The organism is Aquabacterium sp. CECT 9606, from assembly GCF_918741295.1.
Lineage (GTDB): Bacteria > Pseudomonadota > Gammaproteobacteria > Burkholderiales > Burkholderiaceae_C > Aquabacterium.
The window spans coordinates 1,088,414-1,110,081 of the sequence record NZ_CAKKNB010000001.1 but is presented as its reverse complement, the minus strand read 5'-3'; the positions used below and the strand labels follow the sequence as shown (position 1 = coordinate 1,110,081).

Sequence of the window (21,668 nt, the reverse complement as noted above, 5' to 3'; positions counted from 1 at the left end):
TTTAGTTCAACTTGCTTTGTGCAACGTGCTTGAGCAGCTCGGTCACGGACACGTGCATCGCGTCGGTGAAGGGCTTGGGCTGGATGCCCATCCACAGCACGGCAACGGCCAGGATGGCCATGATCAGGAATTCGCGGGCATTGATGTCGGTCAGGCCGCGCACATCGTCATTGGCCACATCGCCCAGGTAGACGCGCTTGTACATCCACAGCGTGTAGGCGGCGCCGAAGATCAGCGCGGTGGCGGCCAGCAGACCGATGAGGAAGTCGAATTGCACGGCACCCAGGATCACCATCCATTCGCCGACGAAACCCGCGGTGCCCGGCAGGCCGCAATTGGCCATCGAGAACAGCAAGGCGAAGGCCGCGAACTTGGGCATGGTGTTGACCACGCCGCCGTAGCTGGCGATCTCACGCGAGTGGACACGGTCGTACAGCACACCGATGGACAAGAACATGGCGCCCGACACGAAGCCGTGGGCAATCATTTGCACCAGGCCGCCGGACATGCCCAGCTCGTTGAAGATGAAGAAGCCCAGGGTGACGAAGCCCATGTGCGCGATGGACGAATACGCCACCAGTTTCTTCATGTCCTGCTGGACCATGGCCACCAGGCCGATGTAGATCACGCCGATCAATGACAGGGTGATCACGATGGGCGCGAACTCGCGGCTGGCGTCCGGCACGATGGGCAGCATGAAGCGCAGGAAGCCATAGCAGCCCAGCTTCAGCATGATCGCGGCCAGCACGACCGAGCCACCCGTGGGCGCCTCGACGTGGGCATCAGGCAACCAGGTGTGCACCGGCCACATCGGCACCTTCACGGCGAAGGCCGCGAAGAAGGCACCGAACAGCAACGACTGCGCCAGGGCCGGCAAAGGCAGCTTGTGCCAGGTCAGGATGTCGAAGCTGCCGCCCGACTTGTAGTACAGGAAGATCAGCGCGATCAGCATCAGCAGCGAGCCAAGCAGCGTGTACAGGAAGAACTTGAACGCCGCATACACGCGGCGCGGTCCCCCCCACACGCCGATGATGATGTACATCGGGATCAGCGTGGCTTCGAAGAAGACGTAGAACAGCAGACCGTCGATGGCCGAGAACACACCGACCATCAGGCCCGACAGGATCAGGAAGGCGCCGTAATACTGGTGCGGTCGGTCTTCAATGACCTGCCAGCCGGCCAGCACCACGATGATGGTGATGAAGGCCGTCAAGGGCACGAACCACATCGAGATGCCGTCGACCCCCAGGTGGTAGAACACATTGAAGCGCTCGATCCAGGCCGATTTTTCGACGAACTGCATGGCCGCGGTGCCGTTGTCGAAACCGGTCATCAAGGGGACGGTGACCAGGAAGCCGACGATGGCGCCGATCAGCGCGATCCAGCGGGTGACTTTGGCGTTTTCCTGCCGGCCGATGGCCAGCAGCAAGGCCCCGAATGCCACCGGAATCCAGATGGCCAGAGAAAGGGTATTGGACATTGTTTGCATGAACTGGCCCCGCGCTCAATGGTGCATGAACACGAACCATGTCATGAGGGCGAACACCCCCAGGATCATGACCAGCGCGTAGTGGTAGAGGTAACCGGTCTGGAACAGGCGGACCAGCGAACTGATGAGGCCGACCAGCTTGGCCGAGCCGTTCACGGCCAAGCCGTCAATCAGGGTCTCGTCGCCGACCTTCCACAGGCCACGGCCCAGCAAGCGTGCGCCAGCGGCCAGCACCTTCTCGTTGAACCAGTCCAGGAAGTATTTGTTCTCGCCGATCACGATCAGCGGGCGCAGCACACGGGCGAAGAAGGCCGGGATCTGCGGTGCAACCATGTAGAACACGAAGGCCGTGACCACACCGCCCAGCGCCAGCCAGAACGGCAAGGTGCTCAGTCCGTGCACGGCCATGGCGGTGGCATCGTGGAACTCGTGGGCGAGCTCTTCCATGGCCGGATGCAGCTCATGGTTCACGAAGATTGAGCTCTTGAGGAACTCACCGAACAGCATGGGCTCAATGGTGAACCAGCCGATCAGGACCGAAGGAATGGCCAGCAGCACCAGCGGCACGGTCACCACCCAGGGCGATTCGTGCGGCGTGTGGGCGTGGCCATGGCCATGGTCGTCATGTTCGTCGTGGTGATCGTGCTCGCCCGGGAAAGGCTTGTGGTGGAAGTGTTCCTTGCCGTGGAAGACCAGGAAGTACATCCGGAAGCTGTAGAAGGCCGTCACGAACACACCGATGATCACGGCGTAGTAGGCGAAATGCGCAGCCGGCAGGTGGCTGGCGTGCACCGCTTCGATGATGCTGTCCTTCGAATAGAAACCCGAGAAGAACGGCGTGCCGATCAGGGCCAGCGAGCCCAGCAGCGACGTGATCCAGGTGATCTTCATGTACTTCCACAGGCCACCCATGTTGCGGATGTCCTGGTCGTGGTGCATGCCCATGATCACGGAACCGGCGCCAAGAAACAGCAGGGCCTTGAAGAAGGCGTGCGTCATCAGGTGGAACACGGCCACGTTGTAGGCCGAGGCGCCCAGGGCCACGGTCATGTAGCCCAACTGCGACAGCGTGGAATACGCGACCACGCGCTTGATGTCGTTCTGGATGATGCCCAGGAAGCCCATGAACAGCGCCGTGATCGAACCGATGACCAGGATGAAGTTCAGTGCGGCGTCCGACAGCTCAAACAGCGGCGACATGCGCGAGACCATGAAGATGCCGGCGGTCACCATGGTGGCGGCGTGGATCAGCGCTGAGATCGGGGTCGGGCCTTCCATCGAATCAGGCAGCCACACGTGCAGCGGGAACTGCGCCGACTTGCCCATCGCGCCGATGAACAGGCAGATGCAGATGACCGTGATCAAGGACCAGTCGGTCTTGGGCAGGGTCAGGGCCGCCAAGTCGTTGCCCTTGGCGAAGATCTCGGTGTAGCTGAGCGAGCCGGTGTAGGCCACGATCAGGCCAATGCCCAGGATGAAGCCGAAGTCACCCACGCGGTTGACCAGGAAGGCCTTCATGTTGGCGAAGATGGCCGTGGGCTTCTTGAACCAGAAGCCGATCAGCAGGTAGGACACCAGGCCCACCGCTTCCCAGCCGAAGAACAGCTGCAGCAGGTTGTTGCTCATCACGAGCATCAACATCGAGAAGGTGAACAGCGAGATGTAGCTGAAGAAGCGCTGGTAGCCGTCGTCCTCTGCCATGTAGCCGATGGTGTACAGGTGCACCGTCAGCGAGACGAAGGTCACCACGCACATCATCATGGCGGTGAGGCCGTCGACCATGAAGCCGACTTCCATCTTCAAGGACCCGAGGGTCATCCATTCGTAGACCGTCTGGTTGAAGTGCGCGCCATCCTGGACCACCGCTTGCAGCATCATGGCCGAGAAGATGAAGGCGATCAACACACCGAGGATGGTCAACACGTGCGATCCGCGGCGGCCAACGGCCTTGCCAAACAGGCCGGCCGCGATCGACCCCACCAGCGGTGCCAAAGGCACGACCAGCAGGTTGTTGAGAGTGAGCTCTGACATTGTTATGGTTCTCCTGGCGCCAGCCGATCAGCCCTTGAGGGTGTCGAGCTCGTCCACATTGATCGACTGTCGGTTCCGGAACAGCACCACGAGGATGGCCAGGCCGATCGCCGATTCGGCGGCCGCCACCGTCAAGATGAAGAACACGAAAACCTGCCCGTCCATGTCACCCAGGTAATGGGAGAACGCGACGAAATTCATGTTGACCGCCAGCAGCATCAGCTCGATGGCCATCAGCAGCACGATCAGGTTCTTGCGGTTCAGGAAGATGCCGATCACGGACATGGCGAACAAGATCGCGCCCAGTGACAGGTAGTGTCCAAGGGTCACAGCGGTCATGCCTGACCTCCAGCGGGGTTGGATTCGATGGGAGCCGCAGGCTTTTCAACCACGGCATCGACCTTGACGACGCGCAGGCGGTCCGCCTTGTTGGCTTTGACCTGCTCGGCCGGGTTTTGATAGTGCGAGTCCTTGCGGCGACGCAGGGTCAGCGCGATGGCGGCGATGATGGCCACCAGCAGGATGACGGCAGCGATCTGCACGGGGAACAGGTAGTGCGTGTAAAGCTCGATGCCCAACGCCTTGGTGTTGGGGTACTTGGCCACTTCAGGCGGGAAGGCCTTGGGCAAGCCCAGGTCGAAGCCACGGGTCAGCACAAAAGCCATTTCCAGGGCGATGACCACGCCAATCAAGCCTGCCAGCGGGAAGTGCTTCCAGAATCCCTGGCGGATCGAATCGATGTTGATGTCCAGCATCATCACCACGAAGAGGAACAGCACCATGACCGCCCCCACGTAGACGAGGACCAGCGCGATGGCCAGGAACTCGGCTTGCAGGAGCATCCAGATGCAGGACGCGCTGAAGAAGGCCAGCACCAGGTGCAGGGCCGCGCTGACCGGGCTTTTCGCGGTGATCACGCGAAAGGCCGCGAACAGCAGCACGAAGGAAAAAACGTAGAAGAGCGCAGTTAAGGTGTCCATGTCTTTATCGGATCAGCGGTACTTCGCGTCCGCCTCCTTGCTGGCTGCGATTTCTTTTTCGTAGCGGTCGCCGACGGCCAGGAGCATGTCCTTGGTGAAGTACAGATCGCCACGCTTTTCGCCGTGGTATTCAAAGATGTGCGTCTCGACAATCGAATCGACCGGGCAGCTTTCTTCGCAGAAGCCGCAAAAGATGCACTTGGTCAGGTCAATGTCATAGCGCGTGGTGCGGCGGGTGCCGTCATCGCGCACGTCGGACTCGATGGTGATCGCCATGGCCGGGCAGACGGCTTCGCACAGCTTGCAGGCGATGCAGCGCTCCTCGCCGTTGTCGTAACGGCGCAAGGCGTGCAGGCCACGGAAGCGCGGCGACATGGGCGTCTTTTCTTCCGGAAACTGCACGGTGATGTGCGGCTTGAGGAAGTGGCGTCCGGTCAGGGCCAGGCCCTTGAACATCTCCGCGAGGAAGAAGCTCGAGACAAAACTTTTGAGTGAGGTTGCGGTGCTCATGGTGGCGGCCCCTTACTTCCAGATGTTCCAGGGAGACATGATCCAGATCCCCACGATCACCAACCACACGAGTGTGATCGGGATGAAGATCTTCCAGCCCAGACGCATGATCTGGTCAAAACGGAAGCGGGGGAACGATGCCCGCACCCACAGGAACATGGTCACGATGACGAAGGTCTTCAGGCCCAGCCAGATCCAGCCCGGGATGAAATTCAGAGCGTGGACCGGGGCCAGCCAGCCACCGAAGAACATGACGGCGGCCAGGGCCGACACCAGGATCATGTTGGCGTACTCGGCCAGGAAGAACATGGCGAATGACATGCCCGAATACTCGACCATGTGGCCCGCCACGATTTCGGATTCACCTTCCACCACGTCAAAGGGGTGGCGGTTGGTTTCGGCCAGGCCCGAGATGAAGTAAACGATGGTGATGGGCAGCAGCGGCAGCCAGTTCCATGACAGGAAGCTCCAGCCTTGGCTGGCAAACATGCCCTTGTCCTGCCCCAGCACGATCTCGCTCATGTTCAGCGAGCCCGACACCATCAGCACGATCACCAGGCAAAAGCCCATGGCGATTTCATACGACACCATTTGTGCCGAAGCCCGCATGGCGCCCAGGAAGGCGTACTTGGAGTTGGACGACCAGCCCGCGATGATCACGCCGTAGACTTCCAGGGAGGTGATCGCCATCAGGAACAGCAGGCCAGCGTTGACATCGGCCAGCACGACCTCGGGCCCGAAAGGCACGACCGCCCAGGCAGCCAGGGCCGGCATGATGGTCATGATGGGGCCGAGGAAGAACAAGCCCTTGTTCGCCGCCGACGGCACGATGATCTCCTTGAAGATCAGCTTGACGGCATCGGCGATGGGTTGCAGCCAGCCACCAGGGCCGGTGCGGTTCGGACCCGGGCGCACTTGTGACCAGCCGATGGCCTTGCGCTCCCACAAGGTCAGGTAGGCCACGCACAGCAGCAAGGGCAGCAGCACGAGCACGATCTTGATCAGGGACCAGACCACGGGCCAAGCGCCTCCGAGGGCGCCCGCGCCGGCTGTGTAAAAGGTGTCAATCATGTGATGTTCCTCCGCCTCAGACCTGGCCGACGCCGAGTTTTTCAACCCGAATGGCGCCGAACTGCGCGCCCAGCGACGACGTCAAGGCGTGACCCGCGGGCACACGCACCACATTGGCGGGCAAGCTCGCGTCGAGCACCGCGCTCAGGGTGGCGGATCCGTTGTCTTGCGACACCCTCACCTGCGCTCCTTCGGCCAGGCCCAGCTCGGCCCACAAAGCCTTGGACAGGCTGGCCACAGGTGGCTTGGCATCGGCGGTCTGCTGCAGTGGCTCGGAACGGCGCACCAGGGCATCCGCGCTGTAAATGGGCACGTCAGCGATGCGCTCCAGGCCGCCAGTCGACCCTTGCAGCTGGATGAGAGCGGAGCTTTGGTTCGACAAGCGAGCAGGGATCGAAGCCAAGTCACCCAAAGCGGCAGCGCGGACTTCTTCCGAGGTCTCGAACTCGAAACCCGGGATGCTCAGCATGTTGCCCAGCACGCGCAGCACCTTCCAGGCCGGGCGAGCGTCGCCCAGGGGCTTGACCACGCCGTGGAAGCTTTGCACGCGGCCTTCGGCGTTCACAAACGTGCCGGAGGTCTCGGAGAATGGGGCGATGGGCAGCAGCACATCGGCGTAATCGTTGGCGCCGGACTTGAAGGCGGACAAGGACACGACCATTTGCGCACCATTGACCGCGGCCCGCGCGGCCACAGGGTTGGCCGCGTCGAACTCGGGCTCGGCGTTGAACAGCAGCACGGCCTTCAGGGCGTTGCCTGACAGCATCTGGCCGGCGTTCAAGCCGCCCTGCTGGGGCTGGGCGCCCACCAGTTGGGCTCCCACGGTATTGGCCGATTCGCCCAGGAAACCAACGGAGGCGCCGGTTTGCTCGCCGATCCAGTTCGCCAAGGCGTGCAGGGTCGAGGCTTGCGGGTGATGAACGGCGGCATTGCCCAGCAGGATGGCTTTCTTCTGACCGGACAACAGCGAGGCGGCCACGGCGCGGGCGGCCTCAGTAGCCGTGCCATTGGCGGGGATGTCCACGCCGCGCTCATTGGCGATCGCCACGGCGATGTCGGCCAGGGATTGGGCCCAGGCGCTGGGCGCCACGACAACGCGCTGCGCGATGGGCAGCAGCCAGTCGTCGGTGGTGGCGCCGATCGCAGTGATTTGCGCACCGCGCTTGGCGGCGTGGCGCAGACGCGAGGCGAACAGCGGGTGGTCTTTGCGCAGGAAGGAGCCGATCACCAGCGCGCGGTCCAGGTTGGACAGCTCGGCGATGGGCAGGCCCAACCAGGTCGCGCCCGGTGTGGCGGTGAAATCGGATTGGCGCAAGCGGGTGTCGACGTTGTCGCTGCCCAGGCCGCGCACCAGTTGGCCCAGCAAGTACAGCTCTTCAACGGTGCTGTGGGCGGTGCCCAGCGCGCCAATGGCGGCCGCACCATGGTCGTTCTTGACGCCCTTCAAGCCGTTGGCCACGTATTCGAGCGCGGTCGTCCAGTCGACCTCACGCCATTGACCGCCCTGCTTGAGCATGGGCTTGGTCAGGCGCTGATCGCTGTTCAGGGCTTCATAGCTGAAGCGGTCGCGGTCGGAAATCCAGCATTCGTTGACGGCTTCGTTTTCCAGCGGGACCACGCGCAGCACTTTGCCGTTCTTCACTTGAACGATCAGGTTGGCGCCGGTGCTGTCGTGCGGGCTGACGCTTTTGCGGCGCGACAACTCCCAGGTTCGGGCCTGATAACGGAAAGGCTTGCTGGTCAGGGCGCCGACGGGGCAAATGTCAATCATGTTGCCCGACAGTTCGGAATCGACCGTGTTGCCCACGAACGTGGTGATCTCGGAATGCTCACCGCGGTGGATCATGCCGAGTTCCATCACGCCGGCGATCTCTTGGCCGAAACGCACGCAGCGGGTGCACTGGATGCAACGGCTCATCTCCTGCATGGAGATCAGCGGGCCCACGTCTTTCTTGAAGACCACGCGCTTTTCTTCTTCATAGCGCGAAGAAGAGGCGCCATAGCCCACGGCCAAATCCTGCAACTGGCACTCGCCACCCTGGTCGCAGATGGGGCAATCCAGCGGGTGGTTGATCAGCAAAAATTCCATCACGCCCTGCTGGGCCTTGATGGCTTTATCGCTCTTGGTGCGAACGATCATCCCTTGGGTGACTGGCGTGGCGCAGGCCGGCATCGGCTTGGGCGCTTTTTCGATGTCCACCAGGCACATGCGGCAATTGGCCGCGATCGACAATTTCTTGTGATAGCAGAAGTGCGGGATGTAGGTGCCGTTTTGCTCGGCCGCATGCATCACCATGCTGCCTTCCTGGCACTGGACTTTCTGTCCGTCGAGTTCGATTTCAACCATGTTTGTTGCTCTGGTGCTCAGACGTAGGCAGGGACCACGCAGGTCTTGTGTTCGATGTGATGAATGAATTCATCGCGGTAATGCTTGATGAAGGCGCGCACCGGCATGGCCGCGGCATCGCCCAGGGCGCAGATGGTGCGGCCCTGGATGTTGTCGGCCACCGAGTTCAGCAGGTCGATGTCTTCGACGCGGCCCTTGCCGGTTTCGATGCGGTCGACCATGCGCCACAGCCAGCCAGTGCCTTCGCGGCAAGGGGTGCACTGGCCACAGCTTTCATGCATGTAGAAGTAAGACAGGCGTTGCAGGCTCTTGACCATGCAGCGGGTTTCATCCATCACGATCAGAGCGCCCGAGCCCAGCATGGAGCCGGCCTTGGCGATGGAGTCATAGTCCATCGTGCACTCCATCATGATGTGCGCGGGCAGCACGGGCGACGACGAACCACCGGGGATCACGGCCTTGAGCTTCTTGCCGCCACGCACGCCACCGGCGAGTTCCAGCAAGGTCGCGAAAGGCGTGCCCATGGGGATCTCGTAGTTGCCGGGGCGCTCGACGTCGCCGCTGACCGAATACAGCTTGGTACCGCCGTTGTTGGGCTTGCCCACATCGAGGAAGGCCTGGCCGCCGTTGCGGATGATCCAGGGCACGGCCGCGAAGGTTTCGGTGTTGTTGATCGTGGTGGGCTTGCCGTACAGGCCGAAGCTGGCCGGGAAAGGAGGCTTGAAACGGGGCTGGCCCTTCTTGCCTTCGAGCGACTCGAGCAGTGCGGTTTCTTCACCGCAGATGTAGGCGCCGAACCCATGGAAGGCGTGCAGCTGGAAGCTGTAGTTGCTGCCCATGATGTTGTTGCCCAGCATGCCGGCGGCGCGCGCTTCTTCCAGCGCCGCTTCGAAGCGTTCATACACCTCGAAGATTTCACCGTGGATGTAGTTGTAGCCCACGCTGATGCCCATGGCGTAGGCCGCAATCGCCATGCCTTCGATCACGATGTGCGGGTTGTACATCAGGATCTCGCGGTCCTTGCACGTGCCAGGTTCACCTTCGTCGGAGTTGCACACCAGGTACTTCTGGCCGGGGAAAGCGCGGGGCATGAAGCTCCACTTCAGGCCCGTGGGGAAGCCGGCGCCGCCACGGCCGCGCAGGGCCGACAGCTTCACATCGGCAATCACCTGCTCGGGCGTCATGCCCTCGCCGCCATCCAGGCCCAGTATCTTGCGCAGGGCCGTGTAGCCGCCGCGCGCCTGGTAGTCCTTCAGGCCCCAGTTTTTACCGTCCAGATCCGCGTAGATCTGGGGATTGATGTGGCGACCGTGGAAAACGGTTTCCTTGCCGGTCGATTGGAATTGGGAAAGGTCCAACATGGGGATGTCCTTGCTCACTTCGCGTTGGCCTTGAGCGTGTCGACCAGCGCATCAAGGCGGTCGTTGCTCATGAAGCTGACCATCTGACGATCATTGACCAGCAGCACCGGCGAATCGGCGCAAGCGCCCATGCATTCGCCTTGCTGCACGGTGAATACGCCATCGGCCGTGGTCTCGCCGGCCTGGATGCCCAGCTTGTGGCACAGGTGCTCCAGCGCCTTCTGCCCATCACGCAGCTGGCACGGCAGGTTGGTGCAGACGTTGATCTTGAACTGACCGACCGGCTGCTGGTTGTACATGTTGTAGAACGTGGCAACCTCGCGCACCGCGATGGGCGCCATGCCCAGGTGCTCGGCGATCAGCTTCTCGCCCTCGGGCGAGATCCAGCCGTTCTCCTGCTGGAAGATGGACAGGCAGGCCATCACCGCGGATTGTTTCTGATCGGCCGGGTACTTGGCCACTTCGCGGTCGAAACGCGCTTTGGTTTGTTCGCTGAGCATGGGTTTGTCAGTCATCTGGCTTCTTAGCGGTCGATCTCACCGAACACGATGTCCATCGTGCCGATGATGGCCACGGCGTCGGCCAGCATGTGGCCACGGCTCATTTCATCGAGCGCGGCCAGGTGCGGGAAGCCGGGGGCGCGGATCTTCAGGCGATAAGGCTTGTTGGCACCGTCGCTGGACAGGTAGATGCCGAACTCGCCCTTGGGGTGCTCGACTGCGGCATAGGCCTCGCCTTCGGGCACGTGGAAACCTTCGGTGAAGAGCTTGAAGTGGTGGATCAGCTGCTCCATCGAAGTCTTCATCTCGACGCGTGATGGCGGAGCCACCTTGTGGTTGTCGGTGATGACGGGGCCGGGGTTGGCACGCAGCCAGTCGACGCACTGCTTGATGATGCGGTTGGACTGGCGCAGTTCTTCAACACGGACCAAGTAGCGGTCGTAGCAATCGCCATTCTTGCCCACGGGGATGTCGAAGTCCATGTGCTCGTAGACATCGTAGGGCTGGTGCTTGCGCAGATCCCACACAACGCCCGAGCCACGCAGCATGGCACCTGAGAAACCCAGGTTCAGGGCACGCTCAGGCGAGACCACGCCGATGCCGACGGTGCGCTGTTTCCAGATGCGGTTGTCGGTCAGCAGGGTTTCGTATTCGTCGATCAGGCCAGGGAAGCGCTGCGTGAAATCGTCGATGAAGTCCAGCATGGACCCCTGGCGGTTTTCGTTCAAGCGCGCGATGGTCTTGGCGTTCTTGATCTTGCTGACCTTGTACTGCGGCATGGTGTCCGGCAGGTCGCGGTAGACGCCGCCCGGACGGAAGTAGGCGGCGTGCATGCGGGCGCCTGACACGGCTTCGTACAGGTCGAACAAGTCTTCACGTTCGCGGAAGCAGTAGATGAGGATGTTCATCGCACCGCAGTCGAAGCCGTGACAGCCCAACCACAGCAGGTGATTCAGGACGCGCGTGATCTCGGCGAACATCACGCGGATGTACTGGGCGCGCACAGGCACGTCGAGGTCCAGCAGCTTCTCGATGGCCAGGCAGTAGGCGTGCTCGTTGGCCATCATCGAGACGTAGTCCAGGCGATCCATGTAAGGCAGCGACTGGATGAAGGTCTTGGACTCGGCCAGCTTCTCGGTGGCGCGGTGCAGCAGGCCGATGTGCGGGTCGGCGCGCTGAATGACTTCGCCGTCCAGCTCGAGCACCAGGCGCAGCACGCCGTGGGCGGCCGGATGCTGGGGCCCGAAGTTCAGGGTGTAGTTCTTGATTTCAGCCATGATTACTTCAAACCGCCGTAGTTGTCTTCGCGGATGATGCGCGGGGTGATCTCGCGTGGCTCGATGGTCACCGGCTGGTAGATCACGCGCTTCTGCTCGGGGTCGTAGCGCATCTCGACGTGGCCCGACACCGGGAAGTCCTTGCGGAATGGATGGCCGATGAAGCCGTAGTCGGTCAGAATCCGGCGCAGGTCGATGTGGCCTTCGAAGATGATGCCGTACAGGTCAAAGGCTTCCCGCTCGAACCAGTTGGCAGAGCTCCACACCTCGTTGAGCGAAGCGACCATGGGCAGGTCGTCGTCAGTGGCGAAGACCTTCAAGCGCAGGCGCCAGTTCTTGGCCACCGACAACAGGTGGCTGACCACGCAGTAGCGAGGACCTTCGGCATAGATCGAAGGTGCGCCATCCTTGTAGGTGGAGTAATCCATGCCACACAAATCCTGGAGCTGCTCGAAGCGCAGTTCGGGATGATCGCGCAAGGTAGTGGCCACGCGGACGTAGTCGGCGCTGGACACAGTCAAGGTCAGTTCGCCCTTGAGGTTGTCCAGGCGCTTGACAGCATCGCCCAGCACGGCGTTCAGCGCGGCTTGCAGGGTGTCGAGTTTGGTGCTCATTGAAACGGTCCTGCGCTTTCAGCGGGCAATGGTGTTTTCACGGCGGATCTTGGCCTGCAACTGCAAGATGCCATAGAGCAACGCCTCGGCCGTGGGCGGGCAGCCCGGCACGTAGACATCGACCGGCACGATGCGGTCACAGCCGCGCACCACCGAGTAGCTGTAGTGGTAATAGCCACCACCATTGGCACACGAGCCCATGGACAGCACCCAACGTGGCTCGGCCATCTGGTCGTAGACCTTACGCAAGGCCGGTGCCATCTTGTTGCACAGCGTGCCGGCCACGATCATCAGGTCAGACTGACGGGGGCTGGGACGGAACAACATGCCAAAGCGGTCGATGTCGTAACGCGCCGCACCGGCGTGCATCATTTCGACCGCGCAGCAGGCCAGCCCGAACGTCATTGGCCACAGCGAGCCGGTCTTGGACCAGTTGATCAGCGTGTCCGCCGTCGTGGTGATGAAGCCCTCTTTGAAGACGCCTTCGATACCCATGTTGATTACCTCATTCCCAGTCCAGGGCGCCCTTTTTCCACTCGTAGGCAAAGCCCACGACGAGGATGCCCAAAAACAGCATGATGGCGGTGAAGCCGGCCATGCCCACTTCCTTCAAGGCCACGGCCCAGGGGAAGAGAAAAGCGATTTCCAGATCGAACAAAATGAACAAGATGGCCACGAGGTAGTAGCGCACGTCGAACTTCATCCGCGCGTCTTCGAAGGCCTCGAAGCCACATTCATAAGGGGAGTTTTTAGCCGCGTCAGGACGACGTGGGCCCAGCAGGAAGCCGAGCAACTGAGGGACCACCCCGACGCCCACACCCACAAGGATGAATAGGATGACGGGCAGGTAATTCTCAAGATTCATCATGACTGGCAGCTCTCAGGCAAGACAGAACAGGCAAACATGCGATTGAAACACATTCGAAAAGCAAAAAGCGCGCTGAGCTGCGAACTCACGCGCGCCTACCTTAGGTGCCTTTGCAACACTGTCCGCGAACGTCAACCGAAATAGCTAGAAGCAGGCTGATCATGGGTGGTGCGAAGACACGGTTTGAACTCTTGGTGCCGACGGCGAGACTCGAACTCGCACAGCTTTCGCCACTACCCCCTCAAGATAGCGTGTCTACCAATTTCACCACGTCGGCATGGGGCTAAAAACAGGCCATGCAGCCTGCTTTGAACATCATTTTCGGCTTGCTTGAGGCTTGCTCACCGAAGACATCTATTCTAACCCGAAATTCAATCTCATTTCGTGGGGATCAGTGCCGCACCAGAAGCCGATTTCGCAGCAGCTGACGCCGCCGCAGACGCCGTGGCCGCAGGTTGATCGAACACGCTGGGCTGATCCGTCGTGGTGCCACGGTGATTGCCCACGAAAGCCAGACCCAGGGTCGACAGGAAAAACACCGTGGCCGCCACCGCCGTGGAGCGCGACAGGAAGTTGGCGCTGCCAGTGGCGCCAAACAGGCTACCCGATGCCCCACTGCCAAACGACGCGCCCATGTCGGCACCCTTGCCATGCTGCACCAGCACCAGGCCGATCATGGCCATGGCGGAAATGACCTGGAGCACTTGCACCAGGGTTGCAAAAATCTGCATGTTGTCAAAACTCCAGATGAATCCGTGCAGCCTCAGGCGGCGCGGGCGATGGCGGCAAAATCGGAGGCCTTCAGTGAAGCCCCACCGATCAGGCCACCGTCGATGTCGGTTTGAGAGAAAAGCTCGGCGGCATTGTCAGGCTTGACGCTGCCACCGTAGAGCAAGGGGACATTCACCGCTTGAGCCTGCGCAGCCTTGAGCTGCGCACGCAGGAAAGCGTGCACAGCTTGCGCCTGTGCTGGCGATGCGGTCTTGCCCGTGCCAATGGCCCAGACAGGCTCGTAAGCCACCACCACCTTGGACAGATCAGCCCCCAGCGTGTCGGCGACTGCCTTCAACTGGCGCCCCACCACGGCTTCGGTCTGGTCAGCCTCGCGTTCGGCCAGGGTTTCGCCCACGCACACGATCGGTACCAGGCCTTGTGCCAAAGCCGCCTTGGCCTTGTCTGCGACCAGTTGATCGCTCTCTGAATGGTAGCTGCGACGCTCCGAGTGGCCCACGATGGCATAGCGCGCTCCGAACTCGCGCACCATGGCACCCGACACCTCACCGGTGTAGGCGCCCTGGGCTTGGGCGGAAACGTCTTGCGAGCCGACGGTGATGGCACTGCCTTGCAGCGTGGCGACCACTTCACCCAGGTAGGGAAAAGGAACGCACACCGCCACATTCGACCGGGGTGCCGAGGCGCTCAGGTCGGCCTCGAGCAGACCTTTGAGGAGTTCGGCATTGGCAGCGCGGCTGCCATGCATCTTCCAGTTGCCAACGACGAGTTTCTTGGACAAGGCCATGACCATCACTGCTGCTGTTGTTGCTCTTGATTGCCACGGTCGCCGCCGCGATCGCCACGGTCATTGCGACCACCGCGATCACCACGGTCACCGCCACGGTCAGAACGTTCGCGCTCGGGGGCCATGCCCTCGGGACGCTCTTGCAGCACCTTCATGGACAGCTTGACGCGGCCCTTTTCGTCGGTTTCCATGACTTTGACCTTGACGATCTGACCTTCAGTCAGGTAGTCGGAGACCTTCTCGACGCGCTCATGGGCGATCTGGCTGATGTGCAGCAGGCCGTCCTTGCCGGGCAGCAGATTGATCAGGGCACCAAAGTCGAACAGCTTGGTGACCGGGCCTTCGTAGACCTTGCCGATTTCAACTTCAGCCGTGATCTCGGCGATGCGCTTCTTGGCTTGTTCGGCCTTGTCGGCATCGGTCGAGGCAATGGTGATGGTGCCGTCTTCGCTGATGTTGATCTGGCAACCGGTTTCCTCGGTCAACGCGCGGATGGTGGCGCCACCCTTGCCAATCACGTCGCGGATCTTGTCCGCGTTGATCTTCATGGTGTACAGGCGAGGCGCGAATTCCGAGACTTCGGTGTTGGCGCCGGACATGGCTTCCGTCATCTTGCCCAGGATGTGCAGGCGAGCTTCCTTGGCCTGCGCCAGCGCCACTTGCATGATTTCCTTGGTGATGCCCTGGATCTTGATGTCCATCTGCAAGGCGGTCACGCCACCCGTGGTGCCGGCGACCTTGAAGTCCATGTCGCCCAGATGATCTTCATCGCCCAGGATGTCGGTGAGCACGGCGAAGCGGTTGTCTTCCTTGATCAGGCCCATGGCGATGCCCGCCACGTGCGCCTTCATGGGCACGCCAGCGTCCATCATGGCCAGGCAGCCGCCACAGACCGAAGCCATCGACGAGGAGCCGTTGGACTCGGTGATTTCCGAGACCACGCGCACGGTATAGCCAAAATCTTCCTTGTTGGGCAGCAGCGGCACCAGGGCACGCTTGGCCAGGCGGCCGTGGCCGATTTCGCGGCGCTTGGGCGTGCCCACGCGACCGGTTTCGCCGGTGGCGAAGGGAGGCATGTTGTAGTGGAACAGGAAGGTGTCGCGGAAGTCGCCGGCCAGCGCGTCGATGCGCTGCGCGTCCTGCTCGGTGCCCAAGGTGGCGATCACCAGGGCCTGGGTCTCACCACGCGTGAACAGGGCAGAACCGTGAACGCGGGGCAGCACGCCCGTGCGGATCTCGATGGGGCGCACGGTGCGGGTGTCGCGGCCGTCAATGCGGGGCTCGCCAGCCAGGATCTGGCTGCGCACGATCTTGGCTTCGATGTCGAACAGCAGATTGTCGACCTTGACGCCATCGAACGCGACGCCTTCGGCCGTCAGCGCGGCCTTGACATCAGCGTAAGCGGCGCGGGTGGCTTGCGTGCGGGCTTGCTTGGAGCGGATTTGATACGCGGCGCGCAGCTTCTCGCCAGCCAGGCCATCGATCTTGGCAATGAAGTCTTCGTCCTTGGCGGGCGCGGCCCAATCCCAGACGGGCTTGCCAGCGTCACGCACCAGGTCGTGGATGGCGTTGATGGCGATGCGGCCTTGCTCGTGGCCGTAGACGATGCCGCCCAGCATGACTTCTTCAGTCAGCTGATCAGCTTCGGACTCGACCATCAGCACGGCGGCTTCGGTGCCGGCCACAATCAGGTCCATCTTGGAGTTGGCCAACTCGGACGGGCCGGGGTTCAGCACGTATTCGCCATTGACATAACCGACGCGGGCCGCACCGATGGGGCCATTGAAGGGGATGCCGGAGATGGCCAGGGCGGCGCTGGACGCGATCAGGGCGACGATGTCGGCCGAGACGTTGGGGTTCAGCGAAACAACGTGGATGACGATCTGGACTTCGTTGTAGAAGCCTTCAGGGAACAGGGGGCGGAGGGGGCGGTCGATCAGGCGCGAGGTCAGCGTTTCGAGTTCGCTGGGCTTGGCTTCGCGCTTGAAAAAGCTGCCAGGGATCTTGCCGGCGGCGTACGTTTTCTCGATGTAATCGACGGTCAGGGGGAAGAAATCCTGGCCGGGCTTGGGGTTCTTGGCGGCAACGACGGTGGCCAGCACCACGGTGCCTTCAACGTCGGCGAGCACGGCACCGCTGGATTGACGGGCGATTTCGCCGGTCTCGAGCGTGACGCTGTGGTTGCCCCATTGGAAGGTCTTGGTGACTTTGTTGAACATGCTCATGGGATGGTTCTCCGGTTGAGTGGCACCCCACATGGGGTGCGTTTTCTTATGCGACGCCACAGGCGTCGGGGGCCCAAATCACTCTGGCGCGATGCCATTCCATCAGGGCAGCGGTGGCTGCTTGCCCTCATGGAATGACAGAGCGTCGCTGGTCGAGTGCCTGGATTTAAAAAACAAAAAGCCTGTGCTGGAAAAAACCAGACAGGCTTCTTGTCATGGTGCCGATCTTATTGGCAAACTTACTTGCGCAGACCCAGCTTCTGGATCAGGGCCAGATAACGGTCAGCGTCCTTGGCCTTGAGGTAGTCCAGCAGCTTGCGGCGGCGGCTCACCATGCGCAGCAGGCCGCGGCGACCGTGGTGGTCTTTCTTGTGGGTCTTGAAGTGGGGCGTCAGATCGTTGATGCGAGCGGTCAGCAGGCCGACTTGCACTTCGGGAGATCCGGTGTCGCCAACGCTGCGGGCGTTGGACTTGACGACTTCTGCTCTGCTTTCTGCAGTGATGGTCATGATTCGTTCTTTCGGTTTCGTGTTGATCGACTTGCGGCACCAGGTGAAACCGACCCGGGCCGTGCTTCTGGCAAATCACCAGAAATTGCCACCCAGAATGAGGGCAAGCCCGCGATTATAGCGATATTTGACAGGGATGTCAGATCTTTGACAGATCCCAGCGCGGTTGCACGTCGAACACCGGATCACGGCGCAAAACGGCCATGCCCACCTGCAGGCGCATGGCCCCCGCCAGGGCGATCATGGCGCCATTGTCGGTGCACAAATGCATTTCAGGGTAGTGAACCCGCACGCCACGCCGCTCGCCCGCCTGGTTGAGCTGTTGGCGCAGCAGGCGATTGGCCCCCACGCCGCCGGCCACCACAATGCGCTTCAGCCCGGTGGCTTTCAGCGCCGCCAGGGATTTTTTGACCAGCACCTCAACGATGGCTGCCTGCGTCGAGGCGGCCAGATCGGCCAGCGGCCCGGCGGGCACATTGGCCATGGCCTTCGCCAGGGCCACTTCATCATCCAGCAGGTTCAACTTTTGCAGTTGGGTGCGCACCGAGGTTTTCAGGCCCGAGAACGAGAAATCAAGGTCGCCACTGTGCAGCATGGGCCGCGGCAGTTCAAACGCCTTGGGGTCGCCCGACTCGGCCAGCTTGGACAAATGCGGGCCGCCCGGATAAGGCAGCCCCATCAGCTTCGCTGATTTGTCAAAAGCCTCGCCAGCAGCGTCGTCCACGGTTTCCCCCAGCAGCTCATAGCGCCCCACCCCGTCCACCCGCATCAACTGGGTGTGCCCACCCGACACCAGCAGGGCAATGAAGGGAAACTCAGGCGGATCGGCCGACAGGAACGGCGACAACAAATGCCCTTCCAGGTGATGGACGCCGACCATGGGTTTGCCCAAGGCGGTGGCCAGGGCGCAAGCTACACCAGCACCAACCAGCAAGGCACCCGCCAGACCCGGCCCGCGCGTGTACGCCACCACATCGACATCGGTCAAGGTGCGGCCAGCCTCGGACATCACCTGGCGCACCAAAGGCACGACCCGGCGAATGTGATCACGCGAGGCCAGCTCGGGCACCACACCGCCGTAGGCCTGGTGCATGTCGATCTGGCTGTGCAAGGCATGCGACAACAATTGCACGGGACCTTGCGCCGGGGCGCTCACCAGCGCCACGCCGGTTTCGTCGCAGGAAGACTCGATGCCAAGGATGCAAAGGGGGCGTTCAGACATCCCGCTAGTTTAGGGGCCCCGTGACAGGCCAACAGGCGGCGCGTTTGTTGCATGATCGCGGACATGAATGAAGCCCGCAGCATGCGCCTGGTGATCGTGGCACCGGAAAACCTCACTGCCGACCCCGAGGCCGATGAATCAGTGCGGGCCGAGGCTGAGCGTTCGCGGATGCTGCGCATTGCGCTGTTGGAGTCTGGCTTCAACATCGTGGCCACATTGCCCGCCGATGTCTTCTTGCCCGAACGCATTGCCCAGATCCAGCCCGACATGATCGTGGTCGACGCCGAAAGCCAAGGGCGCGACATTCTGGAGCATGTGGTGATGGCCACGCGCGGCGAGCGCCGCCCCATCGTGCTTTTTTCAGATGATGAAGACACGACCCATGTGCGCGCAGCCATTGCCGCGGGCGTGTCGGCTTATGTGGTGGCCGGCCTGCCCGCCGACAGCATCAAGCCCGTGATCGACGTGGCCATGGCCCGCTTCGAACATGAAGAAGGCTTGCGGCGTGAGCTGGCCGACGTGCGCGGCCAGCTGGAAGACCGCAAGGTGGTCGACCGCGCCAAAAGCGTGCTGATGAACCAGCATGGCTTGAGCGAACAAGACGCCTATTCAAAGCTGCGCAAGGCCGCCATGGACAAGGGCTTGAAGCTGGCCGAAGTGGCGCAACGCCTGCTGGACGTGACCGACATGCTCGGCTGAGCAAGGCCTGGGCACCGCGCACCAGTTCAGCGCCAAGCCGCCCCGCATCGGGGCAGGATCTTCAAAAAACACCTGGCACAGCGCTTGCATTCATCAGCTGCAAGCGAAATCAACGGCGATTTCGCCACCCCCACTTGAACACCCAACGATGGGCTGTTCAAGACACCCGACAAAGGCGTCTACCGAGGAGTTCCCGCGTTCACCGCAGGACTCCACGGCAGGCGCCTTTTTTGTTTGTTGATAGCCAAGAAAGTTGAAGTGACCATGTCCACACAGGATTTCAAAATGTCCCGTCGCTCCATCCTCAAGACCGCCGCTGCCGCCAGCGCTGTGGGCGTTGTGCCCGGCTTGCAATCGGCCGTTTGGGCCGCAGGCTCCGACAAGCCCGAGCTGGAAGAAGTCAAGATTGGCTTCATCCCCCTGACCGACTGCGCCTCCGTGGTGATGGCCTCGGTGCTGGGCTTCGACAAGAAGTACGGCGTCAAGATCATCCCCAGCAAGGAAGCCTCGTGGGCCGGCGTGCGCGACAAGCTCGTGAACGGTGACCTGCACATGGCGCATGCCCTGTATGGACTGATCTACGGCGTGCACCTGGGCGTGGGCGGCCCCAAGAAAGACATGGCCGTGTTGATGACACTCAACAACAATGGCCAAGCCATCACCCTGTCGAAGAAGCTCTCGGACAAGGGCGCCGTGGACGGCCCCTCGCTGGCCAAGCTGATGCAGACCGACAAGCGCGAATACACCTTCGCGCAGACCTTCCCCACCGGCACGCACGCCATGTGGCTGTACTACTGGCTGTCGACCTACGGCATCAACCCGATGAAGGATGCCAAGGTCATCACCGTGCCGCCGCCGCAGATGGTCGCGAACATGCGCGTGGGCAACATGGACGGCTACTGCGTGGGCGAGCCTTGGGGCCACCGCGCCATCATGGACGGCATCGGCATCACCGGCGTCACCACCCAGGACATCTGGAAGGACCACCCCGAGAAGGTGCTGGGCACCACGGGCGACTTCGTCAAGAAGTACCCCAACACCGCGCGCGCCGTGATGATGGCCATCCTGGAAGCCAGCCAATGGATCGACGCGGGCCTGCAGAACAAGCTGAAGATGGCCGACACGATCGCCGCCAAGTCGTATGTGAACACCAGCGCCGATGCGATCAACCAGCGCATCCTGGGCCGCTACCAGAACGGCCTGGGCAAGACCTGGGACGACCCCAACCACATGAAGTTTTTCAACGACGGCAAGGTCAACTTCCCGTACCTGTCTGACGGCATGTGGTTCCTGACGCAGCACAAGCGTTGGGGCTTGATCAAGGACCACCCTGACTACCTGGGCGTGGCCAAGCAGATCAACCAGATCGACCTGTACAAGCAGGCCGCTGCTGGTTTGAAGATCAGCGTGCCCAAGGAGGTCATGCGCACCAGCAAGCTGATCGACGGCACCGTGTGGGATGGCAAGGATCCTGCGAAGTACGCCGACAGTTTCAAGATCAAAGCCTGAGTCAGGTCAGCAAAGGAGTCCACCATGGTCAGTGCCGTGTTTCACAGTCCCCTCGATGCCAGCGAGGCCCTCAAGGCCTCCAAGGCAGCCGCCGCTTCTTCAGGGTCCACCCCCGTGGCCACACCGAAGGCGCCCGCCAAAATCGCCAAGCAGCCCTTTGACTGGACAGGCTTGCTGATGAAGGTGATGCCGCCCATCTTCGGTGCGGGCCTGCTGATCGGCATCTGGGCCTTGCTGACCATGAACAGCACCACCTTCCCGACGCCCGCGGCCACATGGACGGAGGCGGTGAAGCTGTTCTCGGACCCTTTCTACCAAAACGGGCCCAATGACCAGGGCCTGGGCTGGAACATCTGGTTCTCGCTCAAGCGCGTGGCGCTGGGCTTTGGCCTGGCGGCCTTGGTGGGCATCCCGATGGGGTTCATCATCGGCCGCTTCACCTTCGTCAACAACATGCTGTCGCCCCTGATCAGTTTGTTGCGCCCGGTGTCGCCACTGGCCTGGTTGCCGATCGGCCTGATGGTGTTCAAGTCGGCCGACCCGGCTGCCATCTGGACCATCTTCATCTGCTCGATCTGGCCCATGATCATCAACACCGCCGTGGGCGTGCAGCGTGTGCCTGACGACTACCTGAACGTGGCCAAGGTGCTGAACCTGAGCGAGTGGAAAATCGTCACCAAGATCCTGTTCCCCTCGGTGCTGCCCTACATGCTGACTGGCGTGCGCCTGTCGGTGGGCACGGCTTGGCTGGTGATCGTCGCCGCTGAAATGCTGACCGGCGGCGTGGGCATCGGCTTCTGGGTCTGGGACGAGTGGAACAACCTCAACGTGGCCCACATCATCATCGCGATCTTCGTCATCGGCATCGTCGGGCTGCTGCTTGAACAGTTGTTGATGCAGATTGCCAAGCGCTTCAGTTTCGAATAATCCGGACACC

The 21,668-nt window shown here is 61.8% G+C and carries 21 protein-coding genes and 1 tRNA gene; 3 read left to right on the top strand and 19 right to left on the bottom strand.

Translation table 11 applies throughout. The features are described 5' to 3' along the window. Position 1 precedes the first annotated feature (1 nt). From LQ232_RS05190 to tsaD, 19 genes are all read right to left on the bottom strand, one after another. Positions 2–1,480 carry an NADH-quinone oxidoreductase subunit M gene (locus LQ232_RS05190; protein WP_230179294.1) on the bottom strand — a complete coding sequence of 493 codons (1,479 nt, stop codon included), beginning with the start codon at positions 1,478–1,480 and terminating at the stop codon, positions 2–4. A gap of 24 nt (positions 1,481–1,504) precedes the next feature. Next, positions 1,505–3,520, bottom strand: a complete 2,016-nt coding sequence (nuoL, locus tag LQ232_RS05185; protein WP_230179293.1) for an NADH-quinone oxidoreductase subunit L — start codon at positions 3,518–3,520, stop codon at positions 1,505–1,507. Between the two features lie 27 nt (positions 3,521–3,547). Then, positions 3,548–3,859, bottom strand: a complete 312-nt coding sequence (nuoK, locus tag LQ232_RS05180; protein ID WP_230179292.1) for an NADH-quinone oxidoreductase subunit NuoK — start codon at positions 3,857–3,859, stop codon at positions 3,548–3,550. Next, positions 3,856–4,500, bottom strand: a complete 645-nt coding sequence (locus LQ232_RS05175) for an NADH-quinone oxidoreductase subunit J (RefSeq protein ID WP_230179291.1) — start codon at positions 4,498–4,500, stop codon at positions 3,856–3,858. Before LQ232_RS05175 ends, nuoK begins: the two co-directional genes overlap by 4 nt. Positions 4,501–4,512: 12 nt before the next feature. Continuing rightward, positions 4,513–5,010, bottom strand: coding sequence for an NADH-quinone oxidoreductase subunit NuoI (nuoI, locus tag LQ232_RS05170; RefSeq protein WP_230179290.1), 498 nt, complete (start codon positions 5,008–5,010; stop codon positions 4,513–4,515). A 12-nt stretch (positions 5,011–5,022) separates the two neighbouring features. Then, a complete protein-coding gene (gene nuoH / locus LQ232_RS05165; protein WP_230179289.1) occupies positions 5,023–6,081 on the bottom strand; it encodes an NADH-quinone oxidoreductase subunit NuoH in 1,059 nt (352 codons plus the stop codon). 16 nt (positions 6,082–6,097) lie between these two features. Beyond that, positions 6,098–8,428, bottom strand: a complete 2,331-nt coding sequence (gene nuoG, locus LQ232_RS05160; RefSeq protein WP_230179288.1) for an NADH-quinone oxidoreductase subunit NuoG — start codon at positions 8,426–8,428, stop codon at positions 6,098–6,100. Positions 8,429–8,445: 17 nt separating this feature from the next. Continuing rightward, the gene (nuoF, locus tag LQ232_RS05155; protein WP_230179287.1) at positions 8,446–9,789 is read right to left on the bottom strand and encodes an NADH-quinone oxidoreductase subunit NuoF; all 1,344 of its coding nucleotides are present in this window, start codon (positions 9,787–9,789) and stop codon (positions 8,446–8,448) included. Between the two features lie 14 nt (positions 9,790–9,803). Beyond that, positions 9,804–10,289, bottom strand: coding sequence for an NADH-quinone oxidoreductase subunit NuoE (nuoE, locus tag LQ232_RS05150; RefSeq protein ID WP_230179740.1), 486 nt, complete (start codon positions 10,287–10,289; stop codon positions 9,804–9,806). Positions 10,290–10,312: 23 nt separating this feature from the next. Further along, positions 10,313–11,566 (bottom strand): NADH-quinone oxidoreductase subunit D, encoded by a 1,254-nt coding sequence (locus tag LQ232_RS05145; RefSeq protein ID WP_230179286.1) that lies wholly within the window; start codon positions 11,564–11,566, stop codon positions 10,313–10,315. Positions 11,567–11,568: 2 nt separating this feature from the next. Continuing rightward, positions 11,569–12,180, bottom strand: a complete 612-nt coding sequence (locus LQ232_RS05140) for an NADH-quinone oxidoreductase subunit C (protein WP_230179285.1) — start codon at positions 12,178–12,180, stop codon at positions 11,569–11,571. Between the two features lie 18 nt (positions 12,181–12,198). Beyond that, positions 12,199–12,675 carry an NADH-quinone oxidoreductase subunit B family protein gene (locus tag LQ232_RS05135; RefSeq protein ID WP_230179284.1) on the bottom strand — a complete coding sequence of 159 codons (477 nt, stop codon included), beginning with the start codon at positions 12,673–12,675 and terminating at the stop codon, positions 12,199–12,201. Positions 12,676–12,685: 10 nt separating this feature from the next. Further along, on the bottom strand, positions 12,686–13,045 hold the full coding sequence (locus LQ232_RS05130) for an NADH-quinone oxidoreductase subunit A (RefSeq protein WP_230179739.1): 360 nt from the start codon (positions 13,043–13,045) through the stop codon (positions 12,686–12,688). A gap of 195 nt (positions 13,046–13,240) precedes the next feature. Next, a tRNA-Leu gene (locus LQ232_RS05125) sits at positions 13,241–13,325 on the bottom strand. A 100-nt stretch (positions 13,326–13,425) separates the two neighbouring features. Beyond that, positions 13,426–13,779, bottom strand: a complete 354-nt coding sequence (gene secG / locus LQ232_RS05120) for a preprotein translocase subunit SecG (protein ID WP_230179283.1) — start codon at positions 13,777–13,779, stop codon at positions 13,426–13,428. Positions 13,780–13,811: 32 nt separating this feature from the next. Then, positions 13,812–14,561 (bottom strand): triose-phosphate isomerase, encoded by a 750-nt coding sequence (gene tpiA / locus LQ232_RS05115; RefSeq protein ID WP_230179738.1) that lies wholly within the window; start codon positions 14,559–14,561, stop codon positions 13,812–13,814. Positions 14,562–14,572: 11 nt separating this feature from the next. Next, positions 14,573–16,792, bottom strand: a complete 2,220-nt coding sequence (gene pnp / locus LQ232_RS05110; RefSeq protein ID WP_230179282.1) for a polyribonucleotide nucleotidyltransferase — start codon at positions 16,790–16,792, stop codon at positions 14,573–14,575. A 239-nt stretch (positions 16,793–17,031) separates the two neighbouring features. Then, positions 17,032–17,301 (bottom strand): 30S ribosomal protein S15, encoded by a 270-nt coding sequence (gene rpsO / locus LQ232_RS05105; protein ID WP_230179281.1) that lies wholly within the window; start codon positions 17,299–17,301, stop codon positions 17,032–17,034. A gap of 139 nt (positions 17,302–17,440) precedes the next feature. Further along, entirely contained in the window at positions 17,441–18,523 is a 1,083-nt protein-coding gene (tsaD, locus tag LQ232_RS05100; RefSeq protein WP_230179280.1) for a tRNA (adenosine(37)-N6)-threonylcarbamoyltransferase complex transferase subunit TsaD, read from the bottom strand. Positions 18,524–18,586: 63 nt separating this feature from the next. Between tsaD and LQ232_RS05095 the strand changes: the two genes are divergently transcribed. The 3 genes from LQ232_RS05095 (at position 18,587) to ntrB (ending at position 21,658) form a co-directional block, all read left to right on the top strand. Next, complete coding sequence (locus LQ232_RS05095) at positions 18,587–19,222, top strand: ANTAR domain-containing response regulator (protein WP_230179279.1); 636 nt, start codon at positions 18,587–18,589, stop codon at positions 19,220–19,222. A gap of 285 nt (positions 19,223–19,507) precedes the next feature. Next, positions 19,508–20,731, top strand: coding sequence for a CmpA/NrtA family ABC transporter substrate-binding protein (locus LQ232_RS05090; RefSeq protein ID WP_230179278.1), 1,224 nt, complete (start codon positions 19,508–19,510; stop codon positions 20,729–20,731). 24 nt (positions 20,732–20,755) lie between these two features. Continuing rightward, positions 20,756–21,658: a nitrate ABC transporter permease gene (ntrB, locus tag LQ232_RS05085; protein WP_230179277.1), complete on the top strand. Its 903-nt coding sequence runs from the start codon at positions 20,756–20,758 to the stop codon at positions 21,656–21,658. Positions 21,659–21,668: the final 10 nt, after the last annotated feature.